This window comes from Pseudomonas sp. SORT22 (assembly GCF_018417635.1).
Lineage (GTDB): Bacteria > Pseudomonadota > Gammaproteobacteria > Pseudomonadales > Pseudomonadaceae > Aquipseudomonas.
This window is the reverse complement of the sequence record NZ_CP071007.1, coordinates 1,410,054-1,427,196: the sequence shown is the minus strand read 5'-3', so window position 1 is coordinate 1,427,196 and position 17,143 is coordinate 1,410,054. Positions and strand designations below refer to the sequence as shown.

The following is a 17,143-nucleotide window of genomic DNA, read 5'->3' as shown; positions in this document are numbered from 1 at the left end:
TTTTTTGACCAAACCTGGGGTCAGGCCTTGGCCGCCTCAGCCTTGGCTGCAGCGTCCTTGATCAGGGTCTGCAGTTCGCCGTTGGCAAACATCTCAGCCATGATGTCGGAACCGCCAACCAGCTCGCCGGCAACCCACAGCTGTGGGAAGGTAGGCCAGTTGGCGTATTTTGGCAGGTTGGCGCGGATTTCCGGATTCTGCAGGATATCCACGTAAGCGAATTTCTCGCCGCAACCCATCACGGCTTGCGCCGCCTTGGCCGAAAAACCGCACTGCGGGGCATTCGGCGAGCCTTTCATGTAAAGCAGAATGGTGTTGTTGGCAATCTGCTCTTTGATTGTTTCGATGATATCCATGAAGCACCTCGCGGCTGAACTTTCCGACCTGGTTGTCGGCACGGTGACGCATTGTATCGGAAAGCCGAGCAGGACGCTCGGCCTTGCCGATATCAGGCCGCAACCACCTGCACTGGCACGCCGTTAAGCGCCGCATTACCCGACACCGCATCGAGCTGGCGCTCATCGGTGAGGTCGTTGGCACTGGCACCGGGCTGGCCCTGGGCGATTTCCATGCGTACCCCGGCACGGGCATGGCCAAAGCCATGCGGCAGGCTGACCACCCCCGGCATCATGTCGCTGCTGGCCTGCACTTCGACCTCGATTTCGCCGACCCGCGAGCTGACACGCACACGCTGGCCATCCTGCAACTGGCGACCCGCCAGGTCGTCCGGGTGCATCAACAACTGATGACGGGGTTTGCCTTTCACCAGGCGATGATAGTTGTGCATCCATGAATTATTGCTGCGCACATGGCGGCGCCCGATCAGCAGCAGTTGACCCGCCGCCAGCGGCTGCTGCCCGGCAAAGCGCTGCAGGTCGCCGAGGATCTCCTGGGGTGCGGCCTGAATCCGTTGGTTAGCCGTCTTCAGGCGTGCAGCAAGGTTGGGCTGCAGCGGGCCCAGGTCGATACCATGGGGGTGCTGGTCGAGGGTCTCAAGCGACAGCTTGAACGCCGAGGCCTCGCCATAGCGGCCCTGGCGCAGGCCGATATCGATCATTTGTGCCGGCGGCAGGGTCGGTTTCAAAGGCTTGTCGCTAAGGGCGGCAAAGGCCTTGGCCAGGCCGACGAAGATTTCCCAGTCATGCAAGGCACCTTCGGGCTTGGGCAGGATGGCCCGATTGAAGCGGCTGACATTGCGCACCGCAAACAGGTTGAAGGTGGTGTCGTAGTGATCGTTCTCCAATGCCGAGGTGGACGGCAGGATCAGGTCGGCGTAACGGGTGGTCTCGTTGATGTACAGGTCGATGCTGAGCATGAACTCAAGACCGTCCAGGGCGCGTTCAAGCTGGCGGCCATTGGGCGTGGACAACACCGGGTTGCCCGCCACCGTCACCAGCGCGCGAACCTGCCCCTGGCCTTCAACCAGCATCTCTTCGGCCAGGGCCGCCACCGGTAATTCGCCGCCATACTCGGGCAGCCCCGAGACCCGGCTCTGCCAGGCATTGAAATGCCCGCCTGAAGTACTCGCCACCAGATCCACCGCAGGCTCGGTACACAGCGCGCCACCGACACGGTCGAGGTTGCCGCTGACCAGGTTGAGCAACTGCACCAGCCAGTGGCACAAGGTGCCGAAGGCCTGGGTCGAGACGCCCATGCGCCCGTAGCAGACGGCCTTGTCGGCGCTGGCGAAATCCCGCGCCAACTGGCGTATCACCGTGGCGTCGACACCGCATAGAGCGCTCATGGCCTCTGCGGTGAACGGCGCAATGGCCGCTTGTACCCTGTCCAGGCCATCCACCGGCAAGGCCGAGGGGCGAGTCAGGCCTTCGGCAAACAGGGTGTTGAGCAGGCCACAGAGCAGCGCCGCGTCAGTGCCGGGGCGAATGAACACATGCTGGTCGGCCATCGCCGCAGTCTCGCTGCGGCGCGGGTCGACCACCACCAACTTGCCGCCACGGGCCTGGATCGCCTTAAGGCGTTTCTCGACGTCCGGCACGGTCATGATGCTGCCGTTGGAGGCCAGCGGGTTGCCGCCCAGGATCAGCATGAACTCGGTGTGGTCGATGTCAGGGATCGGCAACAACAGCCCATGGCCGTACATCAGGTAGCTGGTCAGGTGGTGCGGCAGCTGGTCCACCGAGGTGGCGGAGAAACGATTGCGGGTCTTGAGCAGGCCGAGGAAGTAGTTGCTGTGGGTCATCAACCCGTAGTTGTGCACGCTGGGGTTGCCCTGGTAGACCGCCACGGCGTTCTGCCCATGGGCCTGCTGGATGGCCCAGAGCTTTTGCGCAGCCAGTGCAAAGGCCTCCTCCCAGCTGATGGCTTGCCAGCTGTCACCGACACGCTTGTGCGGCGCGCGCAGTCGGTCAGGATCGTTCTGGATATCCTGCAGGGCCACCGCCTTGGGGCAGATGTGGCCGCGACTGAAGCTGTCTTCGGGGTCGCCCTTGATCGAGCTGATACGCCGTGGGGCGTCGGGCTCGTGGGTGATTTCCAGGGTCAAGCCGCAGATGGCTTCGCACAGATGACAGGCACGGTGATGCTGGGTCTTGTTCATGGCCACCTCTTGCTCGGGTGTCTGGGATCAACCGACTATGAGCCTGACCCGAGCTTGCGGCCAGTGAGGTTCGTCGCGTGAATCTTCGTCCATCAGGCAAGGCGATTCAGCGCAGGCCCGCTACCGGGTTTGCCAAGGCGCTGGCAGGCAGTGTAAAACCCTTGTGCAGCGTATAAAAAAAGCTTCAGCCCAATGGGTTACGACACTGCCTGAAACATCGGCGACGAAACCCCCTCTTGGTATGACGCGACATTTAATTATAGTATTGCGTCTTCCCCTAATTCGTCGCCCCGTGCGGCTTTCGCCGCAGGTCACTTCCGTTGTTAAAAAAAACCGGTATGGCTGATCTGCGGTCTGTTGCAAAAAGGTAGTCAAACATGAGCGCTAGGCACTTTCTCTCCCTGATGGATTTCACACCCGAAGAACTGCTCAGTGTGATCCGTCGAGGTATCGAGCTGAAGGACCTGCGTAACCGCGGCGTACTGTTCGAACCGCTGAAAAATCGCGTGCTGGGGATGATCTTCGAGAAGTCCTCGACCCGCACCCGCCTGTCGTTCGAAGCCGGCATGATCCAGCTCGGCGGCCAGGCCATCTTCCTCTCGCCACGGGACACCCAGCTGGGCCGCGGTGAGCCGATCGGCGATTGCGCCATCGTCATGTCGCGCATGCTCGATGCGGTTATGATCCGCACCTTTGCCCACAGCACCCTGACCGAATTCGCCGCCAATTCGCGCGTACCGGTGATCAACGGCCTGTCCGACGATCTGCACCCGTGCCAGCTGCTGGCCGACATGCAGACCTTCCTCGAGCACCGCGGCGCCATCCAGGGCAAGACAGTGGCCTGGATCGGCGACGGCAACAACATGTGCAACAGCTATATAGAAGCGGCCATCCAGTTCGACTTCCAGCTGCGCATCGCCTGCCCGGCCGAATTCGAGCCCAATCCGCAGTTCCTGGCCCAGGCCGGTGACCGCGTGCAAATCTTCCGTGAACCCAAAGAAGCCCTGCAGGGCGCCCACCTGGTGAGCACCGATGTCTGGACTTCCATGGGTCAGGAAGAGGAAACTGCACGGCGCCTGGCCTTGTTCGCGCCTTACCAGGTAACCCGCGAACTGCTCGACCTGGCAGCACCTGATGCCCTGTTCATGCACTGCCTGCCCGCCCATCGCGGCGAGGAAATCAGCCTGGACCTGCTCGACGACCCCCGTTCGGTCGCCTGGGACCAGGCCGAAAACCGCTTGCATGCACAGAAGGCGCTTCTCGAATTTCTTGTTGAACCGGCCTATCACCACGCATGAGTCAACCTTTACTGCTTAACCTGCGCGAGCTCGCCTGTGGCTATGGCGAGCAGCGCATCGTCCAGAACCTCAACCTGCACCTGAACGCCGGCGACATCGGTTGTCTGCTGGGCTCCTCCGGCTGCGGCAAGACCACCACCCTGCGCGCCATCGCCGGTTTCGAGCCGGTGCACGAGGGCGAAATCCAGCTGGGCGGCGAAGTCATCTCCAAAGCCGGGTTCACCCTGGCACCGGAGAAACGCCGGATTGGCATGGTGTTCCAGGACTACGCGCTGTTCCCGCACCTGACTGTGGCCGAGAACATCGCCTTCGGCATCGGCAAGCACCCGCAGCAGCGCCAGGTGGTCGACGAGATGCTCGAGCTGGTCAAGCTCGGCGGCCTGGGCAAACGCTACCCGCACGAGCTTTCCGGTGGCCAGCAGCAACGCGTGGCCCTGGCCCGCGCACTGGCGCCCGAGCCACAACTGCTGCTGCTCGACGAGCCGTTTTCCAACCTCGATGTCGAGCTGCGCCGACGCCTGAGCCACGAGGTGCGCGACATCCTCAAAAGCCGCGGCACCAGCGCAATCCTGGTCACCCACGACCAGGAAGAAGCCTTTGCCGTCAGCGACCACGTCGGGGTGTTCAAGGAAGGTCGCCTGGAGCAGTGGGATACACCCTACAACCTCTACCACGAACCACTGACACCGTTCGTAGCCAGCTTCATCGGCCAGGGCTATTTCATTCGTGGCCAGCTGACCAGCCCGGAGTCGGTACGCACCGAGCTCGGCGAGCTGCACGGCAACCGCGCCTATACCCTGACGCCCGGCAGCGCCGTGGATGTGCTGCTGCGTCCGGACGACATCATTCATGCACCGGACAGCGAGCTCAAAGCGCTGATCGTCGGCAAGAGTTTCCTCGGCGCCTCGACCCTCTACCGCCTGCAACTGCCGACCGGCAGCCAGCTGGAAGCGATTTTCCCGAGCCACAATGACCATCAGGTCGGCAGCGAAGTGGGGATCGAAGTAGCGGCGGATCACCTGGTGGTGTTTGCCGTGCCTGGCAGTGTCGCAGCGCAGTTGCCGGTGCCGGAGAACGGCGTTCGTCGGTATAGCTCGGCGGTCTGACAGCGGGGCTGCGTTGCAGCCCATCGCCGGCAAAGCCGGCCCCCACAAGGTCTGCGTTCTACCCTGCGGGCGTAGGCCTTGTCAGTCCAGCGTCAAAACCCCGCTGGCCACACGTCTGGCGTACCCGCCAATCTTCACCCGTTCCCCCTCCAGCCGGCAGAACAATTCGCCGCCGCGACTCGAACACTGGAACGCCCGCAGCTGATTCTTGCCCAGGCGTTGCGCCCAGTACGGGATCAGGCTGCAATGGGTAGAGCCGGTCACCGGATCTTCAGGAATGCCGATACCCGGCGCAAAGTAGCGCGAAACAAAATCGTGTTCGATACCCGGCGCGGTAACGATCACCCCCAGCCCCGGCAATTGCGCCAGTGCCGTCATGTCCGGGGTACAGGCACGCAACACCTGCTCGGATTCGACCCGAACCAGCAGCTCACTGGTTTTCCACACTTCCAGCACCGGGCAGCCCAGTGCTTCGGCCACCGCTACCGCTTCATTCAACGGCTGTGGCTCGACCCGGGGGAAATCCAGTTGCAGGCGCGGACCGTCACGGCTGACGCTCAGCGGACCGGACTTGCTCTGGAACAACAAGCGCTCACCCGGCTCTTTATAGACCTCCCACAGCACATGAGCGCTGGCCAGGGTTGCATGGCCACACAGCGGCACTTCGGTGCTCGGGGTAAACCAGCGGATCTGCCAGCCTTCGGCATGGGGGACGACGAACGCGGTCTCGGCCAGATTGTGTTCGGCGGCAATCTGCTGCATCAGCTCATCGGCGAGCCAGCTGTCGAGGCGATAGACCATGGCCGGGTTGCCAGCGAAAGGACGGTCGCTGAAGGCATCGACCTGATGGAATTCAAGCGGCATGAGGTGAATCTCAGAGTGGCGGGCCGCAGAGCATGCCCGCCAGACAGCCTCGGCCGACAGAGACAGAATCAAGCGATTTTGAGCATACAGATGTCAGTCGCGGCCAATGGCGGCGAATTTACCCTGGGTATGCTCGGCCAGCACTGCCGCAGCTAGCTCGACTTCCAGGCCGCGGCGGCCAGCGCTGACGAAAATTGTTTCAAAGGTTTGAGCGGTTTCATCAATAAAAGTGCGCAGGCGCTTTTTCTGTCCCAAGGGGCTGATCCCGCCCAACAGGTAACCGGTCGAACGCTGCGCCGCCGCCGGATCGGCCATCTCGCACTTCTTCACCCCGGCCGCATGGGCCAGGCCTTTCAGATCCAGACTACCGACTACCGGCACTACCGCTACCAGCAACTCACCCTTTTCGCTGCAGGCGAGCAAGGTCTTGAACACCCGTGCGGGCTCTAGGTTGAGCTTTTCCGCCGCCTCCAGGCCGTAGGACGCAGCCTTGGGGTCATGTTCGTAACTGTGGATGTGGTGTTCGGCGCGAACCTTTTTCAGCAGATCCAGGGCGGGGGTCATGCAGGACTCCAAGCAGAAGGGTGAATGCCATTTCGCCGGTTACTTTAGGGCAAAAGCCCAGGCGCAACCAACGCCCATCAGCGCCACCAATAGTCAGATTGTGAACGGTGGTTCACTTTCGACCTTTGACATAAGCGTTTCTTGTCTATATTTTTTCGATTCTGAATATAGCTATGCCCCGATAAGGTGCATTTCCTGCCGCCGCCCGACCGAAATGGGGATTTCTGTCGGGTTTTTGTCGAGCGCTCACTGCGCCTCACAACAACAAGAACCGAGGTAACGAATGACGACTGCTCTGCGACAACCAACACTTTCAAGCCAGTGCATGGCCGAATTTCTCGGCACCGCGCTGCTGATCTTTTTCGGCACCGGCTGCGTTGCTGCGCTCAAGGTTGCGGGTGCCAGCTTCGGCCTGTGGGAAATCAGCATCATCTGGGGCGTCGGCGTGAGCATGGCGATTTACCTCACCGCCGGGGTGTCCGGCGCGCACCTGAACCCGGCCGTGAGCATCGCCCTGTGCCTGTTCGCCGGTTTCGAGAAGCACAAACTACCGTTCTACATCGTTGCCCAGATCGCCGGCGCCTTCTGTGGCGCGGCGTTGGTTTACACGCTGTACAGCAACCTGTTCTTCGATTTCGAACAGGCCCACGCAATGATCCGCGGCAGCCAGGCAAGCCTTGAGCTGGCCTCGGTGTTTTCCACCTACCCGCACCCGGCGCTGTCCACCAGCCAGGCCTTCCTGGTCGAAGTGATCATCACCGCCGTACTGATGGCGGTGATCATGGCCCTGACCGACGACAACAACGGCTTGCCGCGTGGCGCCATGGCACCCCTGCTGATTGGCCTGCTGATTGCCGTGATCGGCAGCGCCATGGGCCCGCTGACCGGCTTTGCGATGAACCCGGCGCGGGACTTCGGGCCCAAGCTGATGACTTTCCTCGCCGGCTGGGGCGAAGTCGCCTTTACTGGCGGTCGTGATATTCCCTATTTCCTGATTCCGATTTTTGCGCCGATCATAGGAGCGAGCCTTGGGGCCGCCCTGTACCGCGGCGTGATCGCCCGCAACCTGCCGGTTGCCGAGAGCGAAAACGCCCAGACCGACGCCAACCCTCAGGGCAAGACCCAGGCATCCTGATGCCTGCGGTGGCGAGCCAGGCTCGCCGCGCCCTGATCTCTACCCCATTTAGTGCAAGGCCAACGACATGACAGACACCCAGAACAAGAACTACATCATTGCCCTGGACCAGGGCACGACCAGTTCGCGGGCCATCATTTTCGACCGTGACGCCAACGTGGTTGGCACCTCGCAGCGCGAATTCGCACAGCATTACCCTCAAGCCGGCTGGGTCGAGCACGACCCGATGGAAATCTTCGCCACCCAGAGCGCGACCATGGTCGAAGCCCTGGCCCAGGCTGGCCTGAGCCATGACCAGGTCGCCGCCATCGGTATCACCAACCAGCGTGAAACCACCGTGGTCTGGGACAAGGAGACCGGCCGCCCGGTGTACAACGCCATCGTCTGGCAATGCCGGCGCAGCACCGAGATCTGCGAGCAGCTCAAGCGTGACGGCCTGCAGGACTACATCCGCGAAACCACCGGCCTGGTCACCGACCCCTACTTCTCCGGCACCAAGCTCAAGTGGATTCTCGACAACGTTGAAGGCGCCCGCGAGCGCGCCGAGCGTGGCGACCTGCTGTTCGGCACCGTCGACAGCTGGCTGATCTGGAAATTCTCCGGCGGCAAAGTGCACGTCACTGACTACACCAACGCCTCGCGCACCATGCTCTTCAACATCCACACCCTGGAGTGGGACGAGAAGATGCTCGAGGTGCTGAACATCCCTCGGCAGATGCTGCCCGAGGTGCGCAGCTCCTCGGAAGTCTACGGCCGCACCAAGAGCGGTATCGCCATTGCCGGTATCGCTGGCGACCAGCAGGCCGCGCTGTTCGGCCAGATGTGCGTGGAGCCCGGCCAGGCCAAGAACACCTACGGCACCGGCTGTTTCCTGCTGATGAACACCGGCGACAAGGCAGTGACCTCCTCCCACGGCCTGCTCACCACCATCGCCTGCGGCCCGCGCGGCGAAGTGGCCTACGCCCTGGAAGGCGCGGTGTTCAACGGCGGCTCCACCGTGCAGTGGTTGCGTGACGAACTGAAGATCGTCAACGATGCCCACGACACCGAGTACTTCGCCAGCAAGGTCAAGGACAGCAACGGCGTATACCTGGTGCCGGCCTTCACCGGCCTCGGCGCACCGTACTGGGACCCGTACGCCCGCGGCGCGCTGTTCGGCCTGACCCGCGGGGTCAAGGTCGATCACATCATCCGCGCGGCGCTGGAGTCGATCGCCTACCAGACCCGCGACGTGCTCGACGCCATGCAGCAGGATTGCGGCCAGCGCCTGAGCGAACTGCGGGTTGACGGCGGCGCTGTCGCCAACAATTTCCTCATGCAGTTCCAGGCCGACATCCTCGGCACTTGTGTCGAGCGCCCGCAAATGCGCGAAACCACCGCCCTCGGCGCCGCCTACCTGGCGGGCCTGGCCTGCGGTTTCTGGAGCGGCCTGGATGAACTGCGCGGCAAGGCGATCATCGAGCGCGAGTTCACTCCGCAACTGGACGAAGTGGCCAAAGAGAAGCTGTATGCCGGCTGGCTGAAGGCCGTGGATCGCACCCGCGACTGGGAACCGCACGAAGAGTAGGCAGTAGACGCAAGCTGTAAGCTACAAGCTGCAAGTGCGTAAGACGCGAATCATCTTGTGGCTTGCAGCTTGTAGCTTGAGCTGTTTTCATGGCGCAATTTGCCCGGCTGCCCCAAAGGACCGCCCATGAATCTGCCCCCTCGCCAACAACAAATCCTCGAACTGGTCCGCGAACGCGGTTATGTCAGTATCGAAGAAATGGCGCAGCTGTTCGTCGTCACCCCGCAAACCATCCGCCGTGATATCAACCAGCTGGCGGAGGTCAACCTGCTGCGCCGCTACCACGGGGGCGCGGCCTACGATTCCAGCATCGAAAATACCGCCTATGCCATGCGCGCCGATCAGATGCGCGATGAAAAGCAGCGCATCGCCGAAGCGATTGCCGCGCAGATTCCCGACCACGCTTCGCTGTTCATCAACATCGGTACCACCACCGAATCCATCGCCCGCGCCCTGCTCAACCACAACCACCTGAAAATCATCACCAACAACCTGCACGTGGCGTCGATCCTCAGTGCCAAGGACGATTTCGAAGTGTTGCTGGCCGGCGGCAACGTGCGCCGTGACGGCGGCGTGGTCGGCCAGGCCAGTGTCGACTTCATCAACCAGTTCAAGGTCGATTTCGCCCTGGTCGGTATCAGCGGCATCGACGAGGACGGCAGCCTGCTGGATTTCGACTACCAGGAAGTGCGTGTCTCCCAGGCGATCATCGCCAATGCCCGCCAGGTGATCCTGGCCGCCGACTCGAGCAAGTTCGGCCGTAATGCCATGGTGCGCCTGGGCTCGATCAGCCTGATCGACTGCCTGGTGACCGACCAGGCGCCGGTCCCCGCCCTCAGCCAATTGCTCAACCAGTACAAGATCCGCCTCGAAGTGGTCTGAGCCGGCGCACGCTGCCACCGCAACGGTGGCAGCTCGAATGTTCGTTATTTTTCATTTATTTGTCATCTGATCAGTATTTTCTATGGGAAGTGACTGGCGAGCCGCATTCTGTTGCGCTAGTATTTTCGAAAGTGAACATTAATGTTCAGATTCGATGTCGGAAAGACCTTCAGGAGGCCACCCGTGTCCCAATCCAGCTTGCCATCGCCCGCCCTTGCCGAAATCTATGACCTCGCTGTAATCGGCGGTGGCATCAACGGTGTGGGGATTGCCGCCGATGCAGCCGGACGCGGTCTTTCGGTGTTCCTTTGCGAAAAGGACGACCTGGCCAGCCATACCTCCTCGGCCAGCAGCAAGCTGATCCACGGCGGCCTGCGCTACCTCGAGCATTACGAATTCCGCCTGGTGCGTGAGGCTCTGGCCGAGCGCGAAGTGCTATTGGCCAAGGCGCCGCACATCGTCAAGCCGATGCGCTTCGTGCTGCCGCACCGCCCACACCTGCGCCCGGCCTGGATGATCCGCGCCGGCCTGTTCCTCTACGACAACCTGGGCAAGCGCAAGCAGCTCGGTGCGTCGCGCAGCCTGCGTTTTGGCCCGGGCAACCCGCTCAAACCGGCGATTACCCGTGGCTTCGAATATGCCGACTGCGCCGTCGATGACGCCCGCCTGGTGGTGCTCAACGCCATGGCCGCCCGCGAAAAAGGCGCCGACATCCGGACCCGCACGCGCTGCATCAGCGCCCGCCGGGTCGATGGGGTGTGGAACGTGCAACTGGAAAACGCCGACGGCAGCCAGCAGTCGATCAAGGCCCGCGCGCTGGTCAATGCCGCGGGCCCGTGGGTGGCCAAGTTCATCGAGGACGACCTCAAGCTCGATGCACCGTACGGCATCCGCCTGATTCAGGGCAGCCACCTGATCGTGCCAAAACTGTACGACGGCGAACATGCCTACATTCTGCAGAACGAAGACCAGCGCATCGTCTTCGCCATTCCGTACCTCGAACGCTTCACCCTGATCGGCACCACCGACCGCGAGTACACCGGCGACCCGGCCAAGGTAGCTATCACCGAGGGCGAGACCGATTACCTGCTGAAAGTGGTCAACGAGCACTTCAACCACCAGCTCAGCCGCGCCGATATCCTCCACACTTATGCCGGTGTTCGCCCACTGTGCAACGACGAATCCGACAACCCGTCGGCCGTCACCCGCGACTACACCCTGGCGCTGTCGGCCAGCACCGGCGAAGCACCGCTGCTGTCGGTGTTCGGCGGCAAGCTGACCACCTACCGCAAACTGGCCGAGTCGGCCATGAGCGAACTGGCGCCGTTCTTCACCCAGATGCGCGGCAGCTGGACCGCCACCGCTCCCCTGCCGGGCGGTGAAGACATGAGCACCCCGCAGGCGCTGGTGGATGCCATCCTGGCCCGCTGTGGCTGGTTGCCGGTGGAGATTGCCAAGCGCTGGGCACGCACCTACGGTAGCCGCGTCTGGCGCCTGCTCGAAGGCGTACAGGGCCCGCAAGACCTGGGTGAGGCGATTGGCGGCGGCTTGTTCACCCGCGAGGTGGATTACCTGTGCAGCGAGGAATGGGCGGTGAATGCCGACGACATCCTCTGGCGCCGGAGCAAGCTGGGGCTGTTCACTACCGCCGCCGAACAACAGGCGTTGCAGGATTACCTGCAGCGCCTGGAACTGAACCGCGCGCGGGTTCAGGCGGCCTGATCGCTGAACATCATCGCGGGGCAAAGCCTCGCGATGAACTCATCCATTCGGATTTCCGAACACTAAACACCACCTCATTCGGCCATCCGGACGAATCCTACCTTCCGCAAACCGTCAAAAAAGATTAATCCCCCGATTTTTCATGGCGTTATGATCGAAATCAGGGCTTGGCACGAGTCATGCTCTACACTCAGTACCCGAATGCGCAAAACGCTTCACTGCAGTGTTCGCTGAACGAAAGAGCCGGCCAACGGCTCCATAAAAAAAACAACGTCGAGGAAATTTTGATGCGTATCGTTCCCCATCTGTTGGGCGCCGCTGTTGCGGCCGCTTTGATCAGCGCGCCAGCCTTCGCTGCCGAACTGACCGGCACCCTGAAAAAGATCAACGAGTCGGGCACCATTACCCTGGGGCACCGCGACGCTTCCATTCCGTTCTCCTACATCGCCGACGCTTCGGGCAAACCCGTCGGTTACTCCCATGACATCCAGCTGGCAATCGTCGAGGCCCTGAAAAAGGACCTGAACAAGCCGGACCTGAAGGTCAAATACAACCTCGTCACCTCCCAGACCCGTATCCCGCTGGTCCAGAACGGCACCGTTGACGTCGAGTGCGGCTCGACCACCAACAACGTCGAGCGCCAGCAGCAGGTCGACTTCTCGGTCGGTATCTTCGAGGTGGGCACCCGCCTGCTGACCAAAGCAGAAGACGGCAAGCCGGAAAACGCCAAGTACAAAGACTTCGCGGACCTGGCCGGCAAGAACGTGGTTACCACCGCCGGTACCACTTCCGAGCGCATCCTCAAGGCCATGAACGCCGACAAGCAGATGAAGATGAACGTCATCTCGGCCAAAGACCATGGCGAGTCGTTCCAGATGCTTGAATCCGGCCGTGCCGTGGCTTTCATGATGGACGACGCACTGCTCGCCGGTGAAATGGCCAAGGCCAAGAACCCGAAGGGCTGGGCAATTGTCGGCACCCCGCAGTCCTATGAAATCTACGGCTGCATGGTCCGCAAGGACGATCCTGCGTTCAAGAAAGCCGTCGACGATGCCATCGTCGCCCTCTACAAGTCGGGCGAGATCAACAAGATCTACGACAAGTGGTTCAACCAGCCAGTGCCACCTAAAGGCCTGAACCTGCAGTTCCCGATGAGCGACGAACTCAAGAAGCTGATCGCCGAACCAACCGACAAAGCTGCAGACGAAAAGAAGTCCTGATCCCCAGCTAGTTAGTGTCTAACCTTTCATCCGAGGGTGCCTCGCGCACCCCCGGATGCTCGAAGGTGCCCGTGAAAAACTGATCTGAGGGGAGATCCCGATGAATTACAACTGGGACTGGGGCGTATTCTTCAAGTCCACTGGCGTGGGCAGCGAAACCTATCTGGACTGGTACATCACCGGCCTGGGCTGGACCATCGCCATTGCCATTGCCGCCTGGATCATTGCCTTGCTGCTGGGTTCGATACTCGGCGTCATGCGTACCGTGCCAAACCGTCTGGTGTCGGGCATTGCCACCGCCTACGTGGAACTCTTTCGTAACGTACCGCTGCTGGTGCAGCTGTTCATCTGGTACTTCCTGGTGCCCGACCTGCTGCCAGAGAACCTGCAGGAGTGGTACAAGCAGGACCTCAACCCGACCACCTCGGCGTTGATCAGCGTGATCGTCTGCCTGGGCCTGTTCACTGCCGCGCGTGTTTGCGAGCAGGTGCGTACCGGCATTCAGGCGCTGCCCCGCGGCCAGGAAGCCGCCGCCCGCGCCATGGGCTTCAGCCTGCCGCAGGTGTACTGGAACGTGCTGCTGCCGCAAGCCTACCGGATCATCATTCCGCCGCTGACCTCGGAATTTCTGAACGTGTTCAAGAACTCCTCGGTGGCCTCGCTGATCGGCCTGATGGAGCTGCTGGCGCAAACCAAACAGACCGCCGAGTTCTCGGCCAACCTGTTTGAAGCCTTCACCCTGGCGACCCTGATCTACTTCACCCTGAACATGGGCCTGATGTTGCTGATGCGCCTGGTCGAGAAGAAAGTCGCCGTGCCCGGCCTGATCTCCGTGGGGGGTAAATAATGGACTTCAGTGGAATCATTCCTGCCCTGCCGGGCCTGTGGAACGGCATGCTCATGACCCTGCAGCTGATGGTCATGGGCGTTGTCGGCGGTATCGTACTCGGCACCATCCTGGCCCTGATGCGCCTGTCGTCGAACAAGCTGCTGTCGAACGTGGCCGGCGCCTACGTCAACTACTTTCGCTCCATCCCGCTGCTGCTGGTGATCACCTGGTTCTACCTGGCGGTACCGTTCGTGCTGCGCTGGATCACTGGCGAAGACACCCCGATCGGGGCGTTCACCTCCTGCGTCGTGGCGTTCATGATGTTCGAGGCGGCGTATTTCTGTGAAATCGTCCGCGCCGGCGTGCAGTCGATCGCCAAGGGCCAGATGGGCGCCGCCCAGGCCCTGGGTATGACCTACGGCCAGACCATGCGCTTGATCATCCTGCCCCAGGCGTTTCGCAAGATGACCCCGCTGCTGCTGCAGCAGAGCATCATCCTGTTCCAGGACACCTCGCTGGTGTATACCGTCGGCCTGGTCGACTTCCTCAACTCGGCACGGGCCAGTGGCGACATCATCGGGCGCTCCAACGAGTTCCTGGTGTTTGCCGGCGCCGTGTACTTCGTCATCAGCTTCTCCGCTTCCTTCCTGGTCAAGCGTCTGCAGAAAAGGATAACCGTATGATCTCCATCAAGAACGTCAACAAGTGGTACGGGGACTTCCAGGTTCTGACCGACTGCAACACCGAGGTCAGGAAAGGCGAGGTGGTTGTCGTCTGCGGTCCGTCGGGCTCGGGCAAATCGACCCTGATCAAGTGCGTCAACGCCCTGGAACCCTTCCAGAAGGGTGACATCGTGGTCGACGGCACCTCGATCGCCGACCCCAAGACCAACCTGCCCAAGCTGCGTTCGCGGGTCGGCATGGTGTTCCAGCACTTCGAGCTGTTCCCGCACCTGACCATCACCGAAAACCTGACCATCGCGCAGATCAAGGTGCTCGGCCGCAGCAAGGAAGAAGCCACCAAGAAGGGCCTGCAACTGCTTGAGCGGGTCGGCCTCTCGGCGCATGCCCACAAGCACCCGGGCCAGCTCTCCGGTGGTCAGCAACAGCGCGTGGCGATTGCCCGCGCCCTGGCCATGGACCCGATCGTCATGCTGTTCGACGAACCGACCTCGGCACTGGACCCGGAAATGGTCAGCGAAGTACTCGACGTCATGGTCCAGCTGGCCAACGAAGGCATGACCATGATGTGCGTGACCCATGAAATGGGCTTTGCCCGCAAGGTCGCCAACCGGGTGATCTTCATGGACAAGGGCAACATCATCGAAGACTGCACCAAGGAAGAGTTCTTTGGTGACCAGAGCGTGCGCGACGAGCGTACCCAGCACTTCCTCAGCAAGATCCTGCAACACTGAGGTGATCATCACGCTCTGTCCGGTGTACGCCGGCAGAGCGTGCTGGCCGTACCAAGGCTACTGTGATGAAATGCGACCCTACGCTCTTTCGCCCTGCCAAGCCTGCCCTTGCCGTGAAACCCCGTCTGATTCGCCAGCTGCTGTTACCGCCACTGATCATCCTGCTGATGATCGGCCTCGGCGTGGCCGGCTTCATGATCAGCGAACACAACGGCATCCGCACCTTGAGCGAAAACGGCGAGCGACAGCTCGAGCTGCACGCGCGCGCGGTCGAGAGCGAGATCAGCAAGTACACCTACCTGCCAAGCCTGCTGGAGCTTGAAAACAGCGTTTCCAGCCTGCTCACCGAAGCCGATGGCGAACACCGCCAGGCGGTCAACGAATACCTTGAAGGCCTGAACCGCCGCAGTCGCAGCCGGGCGATCTTCGTCCTCGACACCAGCGGCCGGGTCCAGGCCACCAGCAACTGGCGCGATGTCGATAGCTTCCTCGGCGAAGACCTGTCGTTCCGCGCCTATTTCCAGGACGCCGTGCGCGGCCAGCCGGGGCGCTTTTATGGCATCGGCAGCACCACCGGGGAGCCGGGTTATTTCCTCGCCCACGGCCTGGAAGAACACGGCAAGATCATCGGCGTGGCGGTGATCAAGGTGCGCCTTGAGGCCATGGAAGAGCGCTGGCAACGGGCTCGCCTGGAGGCGTTCGTCAGCGACGAGAACGGCATCATCATCCTTTCCAGCGACCCGGCACGGCGGCTCAAGTCGGTGCGCCCGCTGACCCCGGAAATCAAGGAACGCCTGGCGCGCAGCCTGCAGTACTACTGGTGGCCGCTGAATGAACTGGAGCCGCTGTCGCGGGAGAAAATCGCCGACGGCGTCGAGAAGCTGAGCTTCCCGGCCAATGCCGAACTCGGCGATGGCCGCCGCGAAGTGGCGTACCTGGCGCAAACCCGGCGCCTGAGCGACACCCCCTGGCACTTCACCCTGCTCACGCCGCTGCAGGATCTGCGCCGCGAATCCATGGTCCAGGGCATCCTGGTCGGCGTCGCCTTTGCCCTGCTGGCGATCCTGCTGATTGCCTGGAACGAACGGCGCAAGGTGATCGCCACGCGCCTGGCCGCCCGTGAAGCGCTGGAAGAAGCCAACAGCCAGCTGGAGCGCAAGATCGCCGAACGCACCGCCGACCTGCGCGCCAGCAATGAACGCCTCAAGGGCCAGATCCGCGAACGCCGGCATGCCGAGCAGACCCTGCGCCACGCCCAGGACGAGTTGGTCCAGGCCGGCAAGCTGGCCGCCATCGGCCAGATGTCGACCAGCATCGCCCACGAACTGAACCAGCCGCTGGCGGCCCTGCGCACTTTGTCGGGCAACAGCGTGCGCTTCCTCGAACGCGGCGCGCTGGAAACCGTCAGCACCAACCTGCGCACCATGAACGACCTGATTGACCGCATGGGCCGCATCACCGCCAGCCTGCGCTCCTTCGCCCGCCGTGGCGAAGACAGCGGCAAGGCCTCGCTGGGCAAGGCCGTCGAGGCCAGCCTGCAAGTGCTGGGCAACCGCATCGCCGGCTGTCACCTGCAGTTGCACAGCAACTACGAAGACCAGAAGCTGGCCATTGACCAGACCCGCCTGGAGCAGATTCTGGTCAACCTGATCGGCAACGCCCTCGATGCCATGGCCGCGCAACCGATGCCGCAGCTGTGGCTGGAAGGCGAGCTGCAGGGCGACAAGTACCGCCTGCGCGTACGCGACAACGGTCACGGTATCGATGACGAAGCACGCAAGCACCTGTTCGAACCGTTTTTCACCACCAAACCGGGAGAGCACGGCCTGGGCCTGGGCCTGACCCTGTCTGCCAGCCTCGCCGCCGCCGCCAAGGGCAGCCTCAGCGTCGAACACCCCGCCAGCGGCGGTACTGCGTTCGTGCTCGGCCTGCCGCTGGTCAATGCCCCCACAGAATCAGCCGAGTCCCTATGAACCAAGCGCCCC

At 62.1% G+C, this 17,143-nt stretch carries 15 protein-coding genes; 11 read left to right on the top strand and 4 right to left on the bottom strand.

Features of this window, described 5'->3' with window-relative positions:
* Nucleotides 1-20: 20 nt before the first annotated feature.
* Both grxD and JYG36_RS06670 read right to left on the bottom strand, forming a co-directional pair.
* Nucleotides 21-356 carry a Grx4 family monothiol glutaredoxin gene (grxD, locus tag JYG36_RS06675; RefSeq protein WP_045197731.1) on the bottom strand — a complete coding sequence of 112 codons (336 nt, stop codon included), beginning with the start codon at nucleotides 354-356 and terminating at the stop codon, nucleotides 21-23.
* 92 nt (nucleotides 357-448) lie between these two features.
* Nucleotides 449-2,557, bottom strand: coding sequence for a molybdopterin oxidoreductase family protein (locus tag JYG36_RS06670; RefSeq protein ID WP_213603441.1), 2,109 nt, complete (start codon nucleotides 2,555-2,557; stop codon nucleotides 449-451).
* Nucleotides 2,558-2,934: 377 nt separating this feature from the next.
* Between JYG36_RS06670 and argF the strand changes: the two genes are divergently transcribed.
* Together argF and JYG36_RS06660 are read left to right on the top strand one after the other, a co-directional pair.
* Nucleotides 2,935-3,855, top strand: coding sequence for an ornithine carbamoyltransferase (argF, locus tag JYG36_RS06665; RefSeq protein ID WP_045197728.1), 921 nt, complete (start codon nucleotides 2,935-2,937; stop codon nucleotides 3,853-3,855).
* Nucleotides 3,852-4,961 (top strand): ABC transporter ATP-binding protein, encoded by a 1,110-nt coding sequence (locus tag JYG36_RS06660; protein ID WP_213603439.1) that lies wholly within the window; start codon nucleotides 3,852-3,854, stop codon nucleotides 4,959-4,961. The genes argF and JYG36_RS06660 overlap by 4 nt, the downstream gene beginning before the upstream one ends.
* Nucleotides 4,962-5,042: 81 nt before the next feature.
* Here the strand turns inward: JYG36_RS06660 and JYG36_RS06655 are convergent, their stop codons facing one another.
* Together JYG36_RS06655 and ybaK are read right to left on the bottom strand one after the other, a co-directional pair.
* Nucleotides 5,043-5,825 carry a PhzF family phenazine biosynthesis protein gene (locus JYG36_RS06655; RefSeq protein ID WP_195884872.1) on the bottom strand — a complete coding sequence of 261 codons (783 nt, stop codon included), beginning with the start codon at nucleotides 5,823-5,825 and terminating at the stop codon, nucleotides 5,043-5,045.
* 93 nt (nucleotides 5,826-5,918) lie between these two features.
* The gene (ybaK, locus tag JYG36_RS06650) at nucleotides 5,919-6,389 is read right to left on the bottom strand and encodes a Cys-tRNA(Pro) deacylase (protein WP_093380125.1); all 471 of its coding nucleotides are present in this window, start codon (nucleotides 6,387-6,389) and stop codon (nucleotides 5,919-5,921) included.
* A 283-nt stretch (nucleotides 6,390-6,672) separates the two neighbouring features.
* Between ybaK and JYG36_RS06645 the strand changes: the two genes are divergently transcribed.
* From JYG36_RS06645 to aauS, 9 genes are all read left to right on the top strand, one after another.
* The gene (locus tag JYG36_RS06645; RefSeq protein ID WP_045197720.1) at nucleotides 6,673-7,524 is read left to right on the top strand and encodes an MIP/aquaporin family protein; all 852 of its coding nucleotides are present in this window, start codon (nucleotides 6,673-6,675) and stop codon (nucleotides 7,522-7,524) included.
* 67 nt (nucleotides 7,525-7,591) lie between these two features.
* Complete coding sequence (gene glpK / locus JYG36_RS06640; RefSeq protein ID WP_093380122.1) at nucleotides 7,592-9,091, top strand: glycerol kinase GlpK; 1,500 nt, start codon at nucleotides 7,592-7,594, stop codon at nucleotides 9,089-9,091.
* Between the two features lie 126 nt (nucleotides 9,092-9,217).
* Entirely contained in the window at nucleotides 9,218-9,973 is a 756-nt protein-coding gene (locus tag JYG36_RS06635; RefSeq protein ID WP_045197716.1) for a DeoR/GlpR family transcriptional regulator, read from the top strand.
* A gap of 183 nt (nucleotides 9,974-10,156) precedes the next feature.
* Nucleotides 10,157-11,695, top strand: a complete 1,539-nt coding sequence (gene glpD, locus JYG36_RS06630) for a glycerol-3-phosphate dehydrogenase (RefSeq protein WP_093380119.1) — start codon at nucleotides 10,157-10,159, stop codon at nucleotides 11,693-11,695.
* Nucleotides 11,696-11,982: 287 nt separating this feature from the next.
* On the top strand, nucleotides 11,983-12,915 hold the full coding sequence (locus JYG36_RS06625) for a glutamate/aspartate ABC transporter substrate-binding protein (RefSeq protein WP_045197712.1): 933 nt from the start codon (nucleotides 11,983-11,985) through the stop codon (nucleotides 12,913-12,915).
* Nucleotides 12,916-13,015: 100 nt separating this feature from the next.
* Nucleotides 13,016-13,762: an amino acid ABC transporter permease gene (locus JYG36_RS06620; RefSeq protein WP_045197710.1), complete on the top strand. Its 747-nt coding sequence runs from the start codon at nucleotides 13,016-13,018 to the stop codon at nucleotides 13,760-13,762.
* Entirely contained in the window at nucleotides 13,759-14,427 is a 669-nt protein-coding gene (locus JYG36_RS06615; protein WP_176794325.1) for an amino acid ABC transporter permease, read from the top strand. Before JYG36_RS06620 ends, JYG36_RS06615 begins: the two co-directional genes overlap by 4 nt.
* Nucleotides 14,424-15,158: an amino acid ABC transporter ATP-binding protein gene (locus JYG36_RS06610; RefSeq protein WP_213603437.1), complete on the top strand. Its 735-nt coding sequence runs from the start codon at nucleotides 14,424-14,426 to the stop codon at nucleotides 15,156-15,158. The genes JYG36_RS06615 and JYG36_RS06610 overlap by 4 nt, the downstream gene beginning before the upstream one ends.
* A 65-nt stretch (nucleotides 15,159-15,223) precedes the next feature.
* On the top strand, nucleotides 15,224-17,131 hold the full coding sequence (aauS, locus tag JYG36_RS06605; protein WP_093380110.1) for a two-component sensor histidine kinase AauS: 1,908 nt from the start codon (nucleotides 15,224-15,226) through the stop codon (nucleotides 17,129-17,131).
* The last annotated feature ends 12 nt before the right edge of the window (nucleotides 17,132-17,143 follow it).

What these genes read in the sequence shown, in the direction of transcription:
- grxD (WP_045197731.1), bottom strand. Translation starts at nt 356, where the DNA reads ATGGATATCATCGAAACAATCAAAGAGCAGATTGCCAACAACACCATT.
- JYG36_RS06670 (WP_213603441.1), bottom strand. Translation starts at nt 2,557, where the DNA reads ATGAACAAGACCCAGCATCACCGTGCCTGTCATCTGTGCGAAGCCATC.
- argF (WP_045197728.1), top strand. Translation starts at nt 2,935, where the DNA reads ATGAGCGCTAGGCACTTTCTCTCCCTGATGGATTTCACACCCGAAGAA.
- JYG36_RS06660 (WP_213603439.1), top strand. Translation starts at nt 3,852, where the DNA reads ATGAGTCAACCTTTACTGCTTAACCTGCGCGAGCTCGCCTGTGGCTAT.
- JYG36_RS06655 (WP_195884872.1), bottom strand. Translation starts at nt 5,825, where the DNA reads ATGCCGCTTGAATTCCATCAGGTCGATGCCTTCAGCGACCGTCCTTTC.
- ybaK (WP_093380125.1), bottom strand. Translation starts at nt 6,389, where the DNA reads ATGACCCCCGCCCTGGATCTGCTGAAAAAGGTTCGCGCCGAACACCAC.
- JYG36_RS06645 (WP_045197720.1), top strand. Translation starts at nt 6,673, where the DNA reads ATGACGACTGCTCTGCGACAACCAACACTTTCAAGCCAGTGCATGGCC.
- glpK (WP_093380122.1), top strand. Translation starts at nt 7,592, where the DNA reads ATGACAGACACCCAGAACAAGAACTACATCATTGCCCTGGACCAGGGC.
- JYG36_RS06635 (WP_045197716.1), top strand. Translation starts at nt 9,218, where the DNA reads ATGAATCTGCCCCCTCGCCAACAACAAATCCTCGAACTGGTCCGCGAA.
- JYG36_RS06625 (WP_045197712.1), top strand. Translation starts at nt 11,983, where the DNA reads ATGCGTATCGTTCCCCATCTGTTGGGCGCCGCTGTTGCGGCCGCTTTG.
- JYG36_RS06620 (WP_045197710.1), top strand. Translation starts at nt 13,016, where the DNA reads ATGAATTACAACTGGGACTGGGGCGTATTCTTCAAGTCCACTGGCGTG.
- JYG36_RS06610 (WP_213603437.1), top strand. Translation starts at nt 14,424, where the DNA reads ATGATCTCCATCAAGAACGTCAACAAGTGGTACGGGGACTTCCAGGTT.
- aauS (WP_093380110.1), top strand. Translation starts at nt 15,224, where the DNA reads ATGAAATGCGACCCTACGCTCTTTCGCCCTGCCAAGCCTGCCCTTGCC.